General features: G+C 59.5%; 13 protein-coding genes. 4 read left to right on the top strand and 9 right to left on the bottom strand.

The genetic code is table 11. The annotated features are described in order from the left end of the window. Positions 1–62: 62 nt before the first annotated feature. A complete protein-coding gene (acnA, locus tag FE702_RS06300) occupies positions 63–2,765 on the bottom strand; it encodes an aconitate hydratase AcnA (RefSeq protein WP_147125407.1) in 2,703 nt (900 codons plus the stop codon). 90 nt (positions 2,766–2,855) lie between these two features. Then, complete coding sequence (locus FE702_RS06295) at positions 2,856–3,509, bottom strand: NUDIX hydrolase (RefSeq protein WP_147125406.1); 654 nt, start codon at positions 3,507–3,509, stop codon at positions 2,856–2,858. 85 nt (positions 3,510–3,594) lie between these two features. Between FE702_RS06295 and FE702_RS06290 the strand changes: the two genes are divergently transcribed. Both FE702_RS06290 and FE702_RS06285 read left to right on the top strand, forming a co-directional pair. Then, positions 3,595–4,557 carry a radical SAM protein gene (locus tag FE702_RS06290; RefSeq protein WP_147125405.1) on the top strand — a complete coding sequence of 321 codons (963 nt, stop codon included), beginning with the start codon at positions 3,595–3,597 and terminating at the stop codon, positions 4,555–4,557. A 116-nt stretch (positions 4,558–4,673) separates the two neighbouring features. Further along, positions 4,674–5,369, top strand: coding sequence for a DUF1223 domain-containing protein (locus tag FE702_RS06285; protein ID WP_147125404.1), 696 nt, complete (start codon positions 4,674–4,676; stop codon positions 5,367–5,369). A 96-nt stretch (positions 5,370–5,465) separates the two neighbouring features. On the opposite strand, the gene ald is transcribed toward FE702_RS06285, so the two are convergent. Both ald and FE702_RS06275 read right to left on the bottom strand, forming a co-directional pair. Next, on the bottom strand, positions 5,466–6,584 hold the full coding sequence (gene ald, locus FE702_RS06280) for an alanine dehydrogenase (RefSeq protein ID WP_147125403.1): 1,119 nt from the start codon (positions 6,582–6,584) through the stop codon (positions 5,466–5,468). A gap of 212 nt (positions 6,585–6,796) precedes the next feature. Further along, complete coding sequence (locus FE702_RS06275) at positions 6,797–7,648, bottom strand: 1-acyl-sn-glycerol-3-phosphate acyltransferase (RefSeq protein WP_186826999.1); 852 nt, start codon at positions 7,646–7,648, stop codon at positions 6,797–6,799. A gap of 159 nt (positions 7,649–7,807) precedes the next feature. Between FE702_RS06275 and FE702_RS06270 the strand changes: the two genes are divergently transcribed. Further along, positions 7,808–8,731, top strand: coding sequence for a bile acid:sodium symporter family protein (locus FE702_RS06270; protein WP_255449599.1), 924 nt, complete (start codon positions 7,808–7,810; stop codon positions 8,729–8,731). Here the strand turns inward: FE702_RS06270 and FE702_RS06265 are convergent, their stop codons facing one another. From FE702_RS06265 to FE702_RS06250, 4 genes are all read right to left on the bottom strand, one after another. Continuing rightward, on the bottom strand, positions 8,732–9,628 hold the full coding sequence (locus FE702_RS06265) for a lysophospholipid acyltransferase family protein (RefSeq protein WP_147125401.1): 897 nt from the start codon (positions 9,626–9,628) through the stop codon (positions 8,732–8,734). A 92-nt stretch (positions 9,629–9,720) separates the two neighbouring features. Next, on the bottom strand, positions 9,721–10,251 hold the full coding sequence (locus FE702_RS06260) for a tetratricopeptide repeat protein (protein WP_147125400.1): 531 nt from the start codon (positions 10,249–10,251) through the stop codon (positions 9,721–9,723). A gap of 209 nt (positions 10,252–10,460) precedes the next feature. Next, complete coding sequence (locus FE702_RS06255) at positions 10,461–11,261, bottom strand: class I SAM-dependent methyltransferase (RefSeq protein WP_147125399.1); 801 nt, start codon at positions 11,259–11,261, stop codon at positions 10,461–10,463. Between the two features lie 128 nt (positions 11,262–11,389). After that, positions 11,390–12,466 (bottom strand): isocitrate/isopropylmalate dehydrogenase family protein, encoded by a 1,077-nt coding sequence (locus FE702_RS06250; protein ID WP_147125398.1) that lies wholly within the window; start codon positions 12,464–12,466, stop codon positions 11,390–11,392. Positions 12,467–12,602: 136 nt separating this feature from the next. Here FE702_RS06250 and FE702_RS06245 point away from each other — a divergent pair, with 136 nt between their 5' ends. Next, entirely contained in the window at positions 12,603–13,367 is a 765-nt protein-coding gene (locus tag FE702_RS06245; RefSeq protein ID WP_186826998.1) for an SDR family NAD(P)-dependent oxidoreductase, read from the top strand. Here FE702_RS06245 and FE702_RS06240 read toward each other — a convergent pair. Beyond that, a complete protein-coding gene (locus FE702_RS06240; protein ID WP_147125396.1) occupies positions 13,364–13,777 on the bottom strand; it encodes a hypothetical protein in 414 nt (137 codons plus the stop codon). The genes FE702_RS06245 and FE702_RS06240 overlap by 4 nt on opposite strands. Positions 13,778–13,838: the final 61 nt, after the last annotated feature.

Here is a 13,838-nt window from a genome sequence, read left to right as displayed (position 1 = left end):
AGGTGGGAGTGGGGGCCAGCCCCCACACCCCCGAAGTTATTGCAGCAAGAAGAATATGCGGCCTATTCCGCCGCCACAGGCTCTTTCGCCAGATTGCGCAGCACGTAGTGCAGGACGCCGCCGTTTTCGATGTAGTCGACTTCAACGCCCGTATCGATCCGGCATTTGAGGGTGATCTCTTCGGTCGTGCCGTCGGTACGGGTTATGGTGGCGGGGACCTCTTGCAGAGGCTGGACGCCTTCTAGCCCGTGGATATCTACGGTTTCCGACCCATCAAGGCCCAGAGTTTTGCGGGTGACGCCGCCGGTGAATTCAAATGGGATCACGCCCATGCCGACAAGGTTTGAGCGGTGAATGCGCTCAAATGACTCTGCAATGACGGCCTTCACGCCAAGGAGTGCTGTGCCTTTGGCTGCCCAGTCACGCGACGAGCCTGCGCCGTATTGCTCTCCGCCGATGACAACAAGCGGCGTACCTTGTTCCTGAAACGCCATAGCCGCTTCGTAGATCGAGGTCTGTTCCCCGTCAGGGCCAAGCGTGTAGCCCCCTTCGACGCCATCCAACATCTCGTTCTTGATGCGAATATTGGCGAAGGTGCCGCGCATCATGATCTCATGGTTGCCGCGGCGCGACCCGTAGCTGTTGAATTCGCGCGGCGGCACCTGCCGTTCAGTGAGGTAGCGACCTGCTGGGGTGCTTTCCTTGAACGATCCCGCAGGGCTGATGTGGTCGGTGGTGATCATGTCACCCAGCAGGGCCATAATCCGCGCGCCTTTGATATCTTCGATCTCTTTTGTGTCCATGGTCATGCCTTGGAAGTAAGGCGGGTTCTGGACGTAGGTCGAGGTCGCGGGCCAGTCGTAGGTTTCCTGTTGAGGAACCATGACGTCTTGCCATTTCTCGTCACCGGTAAAGACCTCGGCATATTTTTCGAGGAAGGCGGCACGCGTCACGGTCTTTTCGACCAGTTCCGCGATTTCCTGTTGCGAGGGCCAGATGTCCTTGAGGTAGACGTCTTTGCCGTCCGGGGTTTGGGCCAGCGGTTCGGTTGTCAGGTCTATATCCATCGTGCCTGCGAGCGCATATGCCACGACCAATGGCGGCGACGCGAGATAGTTCGCGCGCACGTCGGGCGAGATGCGACCTTCGAAGTTGCGGTTCCCCGACAAGACCGAGGTTGCGACCAGATCACCTTCTGCGATGGCGTCTGACAGTTCCTTTTGAATCGGGCCCGAGTTGCCGATGCAGGTCGTGCAGCCATAGCCCACAAGGTTGAAGCCGATGGCGTCGAGGTCATCCTGAAGATCTGCGGCCTCAAGATAGGCGCTGACGACCTGAGAGCCGGGAGCGAGCGAGGTTTTGACCCAAGGTTTGCGGTTGAGGCCCAACTCGCGGGCTTTCCGCGCCACAAGGCCTGCGCCGATCATCACGTAGGGGTTTGAGGTGTTGGTGCAGGAGGTGATGGATGCGATGACGACGTCGCCGGAGGACAGGGTGTAATCCTCGCCCGCAACGGCGACCTCTTTGTCCATCGGACGTTTGAAGGTTTCTGCCATTTCGCGGGTGAACGCCGATTTGGCATCTGTGAGGGCGACGAAATCCTGCGGGCGTTTGGGGCCCGAGATGGCTGGCACGATTGTGCCCATGTCGAGGTGAAGCGTGTCGGTATAGATCGGCGCGTAATCGTCGCCGCGCCAGAAGCCGTTTTCCTTGGCATAGGCTTCGACCAATGCGATGCGGTCTTCGTCCCGGCCGGTTTGGCGCAGGTAGCGAAGGGTCTCATTGTCGATGGGGAAGAAGCCGCAGGTCGCTCCGTATTCCGGGGCCATATTGGCGATGGTTGCCCGGTCGGCGAGTGGCAGGGTGTCGAGACCAGCGCCGTAGAATTCGACGAATTTGCCGACAACGCCGCGTTCGCGCAACATTTCCACGACCTTTAGCACAAGGTCGGTGCCGGTCGTGCCTTCGACCATCTTGCCGGTGAGCTCAAAGCCGACGACTTCGGGGATCAGCATCGAAATGGGCTGGCCCAGCATCGCGGCCTCGGCCTCGATCCCGCCGACGCCCCATCCGAGGACGGCTGCGCCGTTGACCATGGTCGTGTGGCTGTCGGTCCCGACAAGCGTGTCAGGATAGGCGACCATTTCGCCGCTCTGATCCTGATCTGTCCACACGGTTTGCGAGAGGTATTCGAGGTTCACTTGATGGCAGATGCCGGTGCCGGGCGGCACGACACGGAAGTTGTTGAACGCGGATTGGCCCCATTTCAGGAACGTGTAGCGTTCCATGTTGCGTTCATATTCGCGATCCACGTTCATCTGGAACGCACGCGGATTTCCGAATTCGTCGATCATGACCGAGTGGTCGATCACAAGGTCAACAGGGTTCAGCGGATTGATCTTCTGCGGGTCGCCGCCCAATGCCTTGATGCCGTCCCGCATCGCGGCGAGGTCCACCACGGCGGGTACGCCGGTAAAGTCCTGCATCAGCACGCGGGCGGGGCGATAGGCGATCTCACGCGGGTTCTGGCCGCCTTTGTCCGCCCACTCGGCGAAAGCCTTGATGTCGTCCACGCTGACCGTGCGGCCGCCATCCTCAAACCGGAGCATGTTTTCCAGAACAACCTTAAGCGCGGCTGGCAGGCGGGAGAAATCACCTAGCCCGGCCTCGGTCGCGGCTGGGATCGAATAATAGGCAAATGATGCGCCGCCTGCGGACAGTGTACGGCGCGTTTTGGCAGTATCAGAACCAACCTGAATGGTCATCGGGGTCTCCTTTGCTGCGAATGCGGATGGGTGGATCACTCAGATGTGCATGACGACTGCCCCACGTTCAAGGGGGCGCGCGGCTTTGACCTAGATGCGCCGGTGGCTGAATTTGAGGGATGTGTCAGTCAATTCATAGAGTTGCGCTGGGCGCGCCGTTGCCTTGCTGAGCTGACCGGGCAGGGGGGTTACGAAACCCGATTCCTCGATTTTGCGGCGGAAGGCGGCGTCATTCAGCGGCTGCCCAAGGACCTGTTCATAGGTGCTGCGCAATTCAGAGAGCGTAAAGGCAGCCGGCAAAAAGAAGGCGGGCAGGTTGCTATAGGCGCCCTTGCCGCGCAGCCGTTCAAGCGTTGCGGCAATCAGGCCATTATGATCGAACGCCAAAGGGCCGGGCGCAGCCGCCGGACGCCATTTGAGCGGGCTGTCTTTCGGAACAGCACCGCGCACCAAAGCATAATGCACCACCGTGGCTGACCATCCGCGCGGATCACGCTCTGGGCCCGAGATCGTGGCCAGTTGTTCGCAATAAACGTCTTGCAGCCCTGCCTTGTCGCGCGCCACCCGTCGTGCGGTGGCCGTCGTGTCAGCATCGGTGTCGGTGTGGATGTAGCCGCCAGGCAAGGCCCACTCGCCTTGGAACGGGTCCTTGTCACGCCGGGTCAGACCGACCTGAAGCGCGCCATCGCGCAACGACAACAGCACCACGTCGACTGTCAGGATGGGCAGGGGATGATCGTGCATGGATCAAGCCTTGACTTAGATGCAAGCAACATGCAACTTGCAAATTGCAATTTAGTGGAGTCGCGTTGAAAATTTGGAGGTCTCAATGACCCAATCTCCGTTCGTCGTGCTGTGGCGCGTGATGAATACCTGCAATCTGGCTTGCCCGTTTTGCGCCTATGACAAGCGTTTGGCCTTTCCCCGTTCCGTCGTGGATACGCAGGAGGTGGCGCGTATGATTGACCTGTTGGGGCAATGGCGGCCAGGGCGTCCTGTCGTACTGAGCTGGCTGGGCGGGGAGCCGACGATGTGGCAGGATTTTGAGACCATGACGGCGCGTGCGGCGCACGCCGGGCTGCGGCAAAGCCTTACGACCAATGGGACCACCTTGGGCTCACGAAGGATGCGGGCCACCTTGGCCGAACGGTTTGACGAAATCACGATCAGCGTGGACGCCATCGGCACCCGGCACGAAGAGTTGCGCGGCTGGCCCGGCGGATTTGCCAAACTGGCCCGCTGGGTGCCCGAACTGGTCAATGCGGCCCCTGATCTGATGGTGAGGGCCAATGTTGTTCTGATGCGCCAGACTGTGGATCAGTTTGAAACGCTGTGCGAGACACTGGCGGGTTGGGGGGTGCGGACGATCACCTTCAATCAGTTGGGTGGGCGTGATCGTCCGGAATTCTTTCCAGCACACCGCTTGCGCCCTCAGGATGCGGCGCGGCTGCGGGCCGCTTTGCCAGCGTTGCGCCAGCGGATGCACAAGCGGGGTGTCGCGATCCTTGGCGGAGATCCCTACGTGGATCGCATCCTGCAATCTGCTGAGGATGGGCAATTGCCGATCACATCCTGTCAGGTCGCGCGCGACTTTCTGTTCATAGACGAAGCGTGCCGCGTGGCACCGTGCGCCTTTGTCGAGGACCACTTTGGAATCCGGACCGACCAGTTGCTGTCAGTGCGCGACCTTGATGCCGTCAGCGGCAGGCTTTGCGCGGATCAGGCCAACCGCCCGCATGATGCCTGCGAAAACTGCATGAGCACGCAACAATTCTCAAAATTCGCAGCCTGAACTTGCGGCTTGCGGGTCACGGTCATGCGAGGTGTGACAGCTCCTCGCATATCCTTGATTGGTCTTTGAGTTGGGTGTCCACTAGGTCAGGGTGCGTAGAGAGAGGAACACCATTCATGCGCAAGCTTATCGCGACAGCTTTTTTTGCTGTGATGTCCATGGCGGCATCCGTTCAGGCTCAGACGACCACCGTGGTGGAGTTGTACACGAGCCAGGGCTGTTCAAGCTGTCCGCCTGCGGATGCGTTTCTGCATGAATTGGCGAAGCAGGACGATGTGATCGCGTTGGCACTTCATGTCGACTATTGGGATTACATCGGCTGGAAGGACGAGTTTGCCAGCCCGGCCTATACCGAGCGCCAAAAGGCGTATGCGCGTGTAGCGGGCTCGCGCACCGTCTACACGCCGCAGATGGTCATTGGCGGTGTGGATCACGTCGTCGGGACGCGGCCTGAACAAGTGGCGGCCAAGCTGACCGAGCATATGATGAAAGAAGCCTCCGTTGATCTCACCGCAACGCGCGATGGCGACAAAGCGACCGTCATGATTGGGGCTGTGCCGGGTGCGACCGAGGCGATGGTGGTTCAGCTTGTGACGTACAACCCATCAGCGACGGTCGATATCAAACGCGGTGAGAACGCAGGCAAGACGCTGACATATGCCAATGTTGTGACGTCATGGACGGCACTTGATGCATGGAACGGGAAATCTCCTCTGACGCTGACGGCTGACATTCCAAATGGTGAGCCAGCGGTGATCATCGTCCAACGGCAGGGCCCCGGCGCGATCATGGCAGCAGCCAAGGTCGAGTAAGGACAGAGACCTGACTGGCCCGTGATTTGGGCCCGTCGACATGTCATCTAGTAAGAGACCACGAACCGGACGTCGGCACGTGGTCTTTTCATATTCCTAACTGTGTAGCGCCGTGGTGATCGGAACGAAGTCCAGGTTCAGGCTTTCTGCCACCGCTGCGTTCGTGACCTGACCGTTCCAGACATTGAGGCCGTCGGCAAGATTGGCATCGTCACCGAGCGCTGCGCGCCAGCCTTTGTCGGCGATCGAAAGCACATGGGGCAGGGTGACATTGTTCAGCGCGTAGGTAGAGGTCCGTGCCACAGCCCCCGGCATGTTAGCCACGCAGTAATGCACCACATCATCAACCACAAAGGTCGGGTCAGAGTGGGTTGTCGGCTTTGAAGTCTCAAAACAACCGCCTTGGTCAATCGCTACATCGACCAGCACAGCACCCCGCTTCATCGTGCCGAGCATATCGCGTGTCACCAAACGCGGGGCTGCAGCGCCTGGAATAAGCACCGCGCCGATCACGACGTCTGATGTGCTGACGCAGTCCTGAATAGTGGTCGCGTTGGAAAACGGCGTTTTGGCCTGAACGCCAAAATGGCGCGACAAAGCTTCGAGCGCTCTGGGGCTTCTGTCCAGAATGGTGACGTCCGCGCCCATGCCGACGGCCATCTGTGCGGCATTGAAGCCCACAACACCGCCGCCGATCACCGTGACCCGCGCAGGCAGCACTCCGGGCACGCCCCCCATCAGGACACCACGCCCCGATTGTGCTTTTTCCAGGCAATGCGCCGCCGCCTGAATCGACATGCGCCCGGCTACCTGACTCATGGGTTTGAGAAGCGGTAATCCACCCGTGGCATCGGTGACGGTTTCATAGGCAATACAGATCGCCCCAGACGCCAACAGGTCGCGCGTCTGATCTGGGTCCGGTGCTAGATGCAAGTAAGTGAACAGGATCTGATCATCGCGAAGCAGGGCGCGTTCCGATGCCAGTGGTTCCTTGACCTTGACCACCATCTCGGCCTTGGAAAACACCTGGTCCGAGGTATCGACGATCTGGGCTCCGACCGCTCTGTAATCGTCGTCAGTGGCCCCGATCCCCAGACCAGCGCCGCTTTGAACCATGACTTCATGACCGTGGCGAACCACCTCTCCGGCGCTTTCCGGTGTCAGTCCGACGCGGTATTCGTGATCCTTGATTTCTGTGGGAACTCCAACACGCATGTTTGCCTCCCCTGAGTATGAGTCCTGTTCTCAGTATACCGAGCTGAGATTGGAGATCTCACGATAGTTAGGCGCAGGAAGGATGGATTTTAGAATTTTATTCGACAAAATTTGCGTAATCGTTCAGAACGTTCGCGATTTGACCATCATTGTGGGATTTATGCCTTCACCGCCGGGAGTTGCGGAAATGGCTGATCTCCCTCCCGCACTCTCTACGCGGTCTCGTACAGCCCCGGCACAAGGGACTCGGCGAGCGACTTGAGCTTTTGCGGCTCGGTCCCGCTCTCTTGGACCGGACCGTAGTGCACATCGTAGGTGCCGCCGAGTTTTGCAAACAGCTCTGACGGGTACCGCAGGGACGCCACACGACGCCCGAAGTCGTCATTTCCTCCGGCCAGCAACGCCGCGATTTGCCGTGTCCGGTAATAGTGCATGGAATTGCGCATTGCCGTTGACGCTGGAACGATGGGCGCGCTGCATTCAGCTGAGATCCGGGTGATGCCAGTCCGCCACGGTGGCTCGACCAGAAGCCCGCGTTTCATCTTGGGGACGCGGCCGGACCCAAAAACAATCAGCGCCCCACCGGTATGCAGATGTTCCCGCATTCCCTGCAATGTGTTCCGGGCTGTAAGGACCTTGTCCTTGCGGTCCAGATCGACGGGGATCATCAGGTCGGAGCCCAGAAAACGTTCGGATTCTCGCCCGGCAACGACCTTTATGTCAGGGCGATGGTCAAGCAATGCAGCGGCGTGCGCGATAAAATCAAAGGTTCCAATCGGATGCGTGGCACCGATGACGACTGGCCCGGTTTTCGGCACATGCTCCAACCCACGGGCGGTCACCTTTGTGCCGCCTTCCATCCCCAAAAGAGCGCTGACAAGATCAATCCCCGTCTTGCCATCCAGCGTGACCAGCATCTTGCGGCTTTCGCGGATGGCAAAGAACGCGCGTCCCGTGGTCAGGCGGCTGACGCTGTCAATGGCCTCAAGCAAGGCCAGCAAAGACCTGATCCGAAGGTCCGCCCCTGTGGGGATGCGCAAACGTGCGCGCAGTAGGACCTCCATGGGGTCTGTGGGGGATTGGCTGAGAATGGGTCGCATCCTTGGGCTGATTCTGCCGCGAAGGTCTCTTTGTCTGGCCGAACATGCAATCATTGACATCACGGCAGGTCGCACGTTGCATCAGAAATAAGGCCGAGGGGAGTGGTCCGGGAGGATAAATTCATGGGCGATACGAAATTGGCAGAGATCGACGCTGTGGTCCTGAATTTTTCGCCAGCCAGCATGATGGTGCTGAATGCCATTCTTGGCATTGTCATGTTTTCGATCGCGTTGGAGTTGCGCACCAGCGACTTTCAGCGTTTGGCGAAGTCTCCTAAGACCTTGCTGACCGGGCTCTTTTCGCAGTTTGTGCTGCTGCCCGCACTGACCTTTGGATTGGTGCTTGCCACACAGCCCAAGCCGTCGATTGCCCTTGGCCTCATGCTGGTCGCGGCCTGTCCCGGCGGCAACATCTCGAACTTCATCACGCATCGGGCGGGCGGAAATTCAGCGCTATCGGTGTCGATGACCGCCTGCGCGACGGTTCTGGCAATATTTCTGACGCCGCTCAATATCGCGTTCTGGGGCAGCCTTTACGGCCCGACCCGCGAAATTCTTCGCGCGACATCGATTGATCCGGTTTCCGTTGCGATCACCGTGGGCTGCATGCTGGTGCTGCCGCTTGTCTTGGGGATTTACCTGAACACCAAACAACACGCGATTGCCGAACGATTGCGAGGGCCGCTGCAATACCTGTCGATGGGGATTTTCATCACGTTCGTTGTGCTGGCGCTGGCATCAAACTGGGCCCTGTTCCTGCAATATGCCTCTGCGGTGGCGGCGTTGGTTTTGCTGCACAACGCGATGGCTCTGGGGGCGGGTTATACCTTGGCCAGCATGATGGGTTTGTCAGCCTTTGACCGACGCGCCATCACGATCGAGACGGGCATTCAGAACTCTGGCCTCGGATTGGTTCTGATCTTTGGCTTTTTTGACGGGCTGGGCGGCATGGCCGTGGTCGCCGCGTTTTGGGGGATGTGGCACATCATTGCGGGAATGAGCCTTGCCGCCGTCATGGCGCGGACCAAGCTGGTGCCGCATACCTGATCAAGCCTTTTTCTTCTTTTTTCTCTTTTGTTTCCAACGCCGGTGGATCCAGTGCCATTGGGTCGGGTCCTGTTCGATCCGGCGTTCAAGGCGGCCGACCAGATCGCGCATCATGTCTTCCGGCGCGCCATGGGGGATCGGGGCTTCGAGTTCGAGCTTGAAGCTGATGCCATCGGGTTTGCGGGTGCCGAAATAGGGAACAAGCAACGCGTTGTAACGCAGGGCTAGTTCTGCGGGAGAAAACGTTTGCTTCACCGGGTGCCCGAGGAAGGTGAAGTCATGTCCCTTATCGAGGTGCACATCGTGCAGAAGAAACACCTGACCACCCTTTTTCAGGTGGCGGGCAAGCGCGACATTGCCGGCCTTGCCTTGCGGGATGAGCGGGCCAGAGACCTTGGCCAGTGTCTCGCGGTAATGCCGGTCGACATAGGCGTTTTTCATCGGGCGGAAGAAGGCCGCGACGTCGAACCCCGCCTGATCCAGCGCGGTGCGCGTGGCCTCGTGGTTTGAGTAGTGGCCCGAGGAAAAAATGATCGCTTGACCGTTTTCAAGCGCTTCGAGCGCTGGGGCGACGCCATCACCCTCGAGCGTGTGTCGCGCGATGGTGTCACGAAATTCAGGGCTGTAGTTTTCGATGACCGAGCGACCAAAGCTGTCGAGTGCGCCATCTGTGATGCGGCGGTGTTCGGACGCGGGAAGGTCTGGATAGATGCGCGCAAGGTTTTCCATCGCTCGGGATGAGTAGCCAGCAAGCGGGCCAAGGATGCGACGAGCGATCCAGCTCATCGCATTCAGGCGCGCGCGGTAGGGTAGCAGGCGCAAAACGCTGATCGCCGTGACCAGCGCGGCATTCTCGGCCCAGTGGCCAGCGTCAAAGGGAATTGGGTCTTGTTTCATCGGCGTCCTTGCGCCGGTGATCTAGGGCTTTGACAGCCCGGGTGCAATGTGGGGGCTGCGGGCCACATCGTGCGGCCCGCAACGTCATGCAATCAGTAGGAGTAGCCCACACCGCGCTCAATCGCCCATTCAAGCGATTTCTCGGCCCAGGTCTCGCGTCCGCCGCGCGCCTTGATTTCAACGAGCTGCGCCATGGCGAGGTCCTTGTCACCCGCAATCGCGTGCGCCTGACCCATGTAGGACCGTGCGAGGATGTTGTCGGGGTTCGTCGTGATGGCGTCGTTGTAATAGACCATGGCGAGGTCTGTGTTGCCCATCTTGCGATGGGTGAAGCCCCAGTATGTCAACGTGCGGTCATCGGCCTGATCCATGGCGGACAGCACGATCTGCGCGTCACCGTAACGGCCCGCATAGGCGAGCTCACGCACCGCGTCATAGCGGTTGTCATCGGTCAGGCTGCTTTCCTGCGGCGCCAAGCAAGAGCGGGTGTTGTCGTCGTAGACGTAACCCTGTTCACACACTTTGGTGGTGTTGGTCGACGTTGGCGGCGTCGAAGACCCGCCACCCGCCGCAAAGGCGAGCGTGGGCAGCAAAAGGGCGGGGACAAGAAGCGTACGAAGCATTGGATATTCCTTGATAAACTGAATGGGTTTCGTGCGTCTTGGTCGAAGGTAGAGTGAAGGCGGTTCAAGAAAAGTGGGGAGATGGGGATCACGAGGGTGTGAAGGGGGCGGCAGTTTGGGGCCGAGCAACCCTTCAATCGTCCCAGCACATTGTCCCCTGTCTCATATGGAAAGCGGAGGCCACGCAAGCAAACGGGCCCAAAGGCGTTCTAAGCTGGCTTGCCGATGGCAGTGGCAAAAACCTGATACCCATACAGTGTTCCGGCTAATGCCCGGCGCTTGTATTCAGCTACCAGACCGGAAAATAATTCCTGGCCGATCTCGCCCCTCTCAAGCATCCGCTTTGCCGGTTCTTCGACCCACGGTAGCATTTGATCGTTGTCAGCAATCGTTCGGCTCTGCACATCAAAATCGGTCACCTCGAAATCTGCAGCCATCATCAAAGAGCGCATTTTGGCCACGATGTGAGGGTCAGTTACAAACTCGTTGACGAAGGCGCGTGCGCAAGAGTCGAGAGGGTCGTTCGCGCTATTGCTCAAGCTGGCTTTTGAAAAGTCCGCATCGCAAACAACAAGGTTGCCGTCAGATTTCAAAACACGCCGCGCCTCTTGCAAGAGCGGGGCGGGGTCCACGACATGGGTCAGAACGGTATGCAAAATGAGGTTGCAAACCGAGCCGTCATCAAGTGGTAGATCAGTTCCGTCCGCCACTTCAAAGGTGATGTTGGCATACTGTTTCGCTCGATCCCTTGCCACTTTGACAAAGCCGGAGGATGGTTCAAAGCCTAGGACTTGTTCAGGTTTGGCATGAGCCGCGATCCGACGTGTCACGGCCCCAGCACCCGCTCCGACCTCGACGGTGACGCTTCCTTCCGCGAATTCTAACTTCGAGAGATAGCTCGCAACGATGCTCTCCATCTGTGGGTCTGATTGTCGGGCGTCCATCGAGTCGGCGAATGCTGCAATGAATTCTTCGCCTGCTGAATCTACGTTCTGAAAGGGATCGGCCATCTACGAATGCTCCTTTTTATTCAATAAAATAAGGATAGCAGGCTTTCTTGATCGGCGCAGCATCATGCACTTTGGGTATCAACCAGCCATGCGCTGCGATGCGCAAGAGCGTTCGAAATCGTCTGCCATCAAACCCTTTCCAACACGCCCTCCGTGACCGCCTTCGTCCCCATATCGCCGCCGAACTCCATCGGCCTGAGCGCGTTGGCGGCGAAGCCTGCGTCAACGGCGGCTTCGATGCGGCCTGCCGCATCAGCATACCGCTCATCCCCTGACTTCTCAGCTAGATACTCCAGCATCAGTGCGCCGCTGAGGATGGCGGCGAGGGGGTTGGCTTTGTCCTGGCCCATGATGTCGGGGGCGCTGCCGTGGGCGGGTTGGAAGAGGCCGTGGTCATCGCCGATTTCGGCGCAGGCGGCCATGCCCATGCCGCCGACGAGGCCCCCGGCGAGGTCAGACAGGATATCGCCGAACATGTTTTCCATGACCATGACGTCATAATCCCATGGCTGGCGGATCAGGTTCAGGGCCTGCGCGTCGACATAGGCGTAGTCGGTCTGGATGTCCGGAAATTCAGCCGCGATTTGGTCATAGATGCTGCGGAAGAAGGCCATGGAGGCAAAGACGTTGGCCTTGTCCACGCATGTGAGTTTGCCTTGTTTGCCGCGGGACTTGCGGCGTTGGGCGAGGCGGAAGCCGAAGCGGTGTAGTTTTTCAGTCGTCGCGCGGGTGATGCGGAGGGTGTCGCGGACTTCATCCTCGCGGATGTCGCTGCGCCCGTGGGCGGCGGCGGAGTAGAACAGACCCTCGGTGCTTTCACGCAGGATGATCATGTCGATCCCGGCAGCGCGCGGGTCGGCAAGGCGTTGGGGCGCGTTGGGATAGGCTTTCACCGGGCGGACACCTGCATAGAGACCAAATCGATCGCGCAGGCGCAGGTGGGGGGAGATTTCTGTGCCGTCTGCGTGGCGGATGCTGGGCAGGCCAATGGCCCCGAGGAAGATCGCATCAGCACCTGCACAGCGGTCTTCGCCGCCCGGTTCAATGTCTTGGCCGGTTTCAGCGAAGTAGCCTGCGCCTGCGTTCACGGGGTCATAGGTAAGGGCCGGGGCCCCGGTGGCGGCAATTGCGGCATCGACACAGGCCAGCGCCGCGTCGGTCACGTCCACACCGATCCCGTCGCCTTTGATCACCGCGATTTTCATGCTGCCGCTCCTCTTAATTCATGGGCGTACAATCTGACAACTGATCAATGAATGCAACAACGTATACGTTATTTCAGCCTTGGCAGTGCCGCACCGGATCGGGATGCTAAGGCAGGAAGGAAAGGCGGAACACGTGGTGCAGGGTTTGTTTGATTTGGCGGGGCGGGTGATCCTTGTCACCGGCGCAACCGGCGGGATCGGGTCCGAGGTTGCCTTGGCGCTTGCCGCGCATGGGGCGCGCGTTGTCCTGCACGGCCGAGACGCGGCGCGTCTGGAGGCGCTGGCCGCGCGTGTACCCGGCAGTGTGCCGGTGCAGTTTGATGTGACCGACCATGCCGCTGTGGCGTCGTCTGTCGACACGCTGATCGCCCGATTCGGTCGGATCGACGGTCTGTTCTGCATCGCCGCCGCGCGTGACAGGCGGCCCCTGGCAGAGTTGGATACAGATAGCTATGCGCGTCTGGTCGCAGCGAACCTGATTGCGCCCTATCATCTGGCGCGCTGTGTGGCGCCGCATATGCAGGCCGCCGGATGGGGGCGGATCGTGATGATGACGTCACTGGCGCAGGACATGGCGATGCCGGGCGATGCGGGTTATCCGAGCACGAAGGCAGGACTGGCCGGGCTTGTGCGGTCACTGGCTGTCGAACTGGGCAAGGACGGCATCACGGTCAACGGCGTGTCGCCCGGACCGATCGCAACCGAGGTCAACCTGCCACTGGGGGACGACCCCAAGTGGGCCGCGATGATCAACAGGACCATCCCGCTGAAACGCTGGGGCCGCCCGGACGAGATGTCCGGCGTCTGCGTGTTCCTTGCGTCAGAGGCCAGCAGCTACATGACAGGGCAAATCCTCACGCTGGACGGCGGTGCAAGCGTCAGGATGTTTCCGATGGATTAGGGCACAGTGTGGATGTCGCCATACACATGACCATTGGGCCACGTGCCGACAAACAGATATCTTTGTGAATGTGTTAGTTGCGCAAGTGTCATGGCCATCGTGTCCGCATTCAACCAAAGGTCGATGCGTTTCAACGTGGGTTGATACCGTGGCGCGCGGATCTGGTCAGGCGGTACGAAATAGACAACGGCGCTTTCGACATCGCTGCTGGGGGATGGTCGGCCCGAGATCCGAAGGTAGTTTCCGGAACCCGGCTTTGCGCCTGTCCGTTCCACGAAGCCCGAAGAGTGGTGGATGACGCTGTCGATAAACAGGATTTGTCGGTCGGATTTTTTCGGTTCTGTTCCAAACACTCCAAGCGCGACGAGGTCGTTTTCAAAGGCATCGAAGTCCGGGGAAACACTGGTCATAATCAATCCGTTTTCTGCTGAATGAAGAAACCGTAGTCACCAGGATCCGTTGATTCAATGG

This window comes from Shimia ponticola (assembly GCF_007995215.1).
Lineage (GTDB): Bacteria > Pseudomonadota > Alphaproteobacteria > Rhodobacterales > Rhodobacteraceae > Shimia_B > Shimia_B ponticola.
This window is presented reverse-complemented; position numbering and strand designations above follow the sequence as displayed.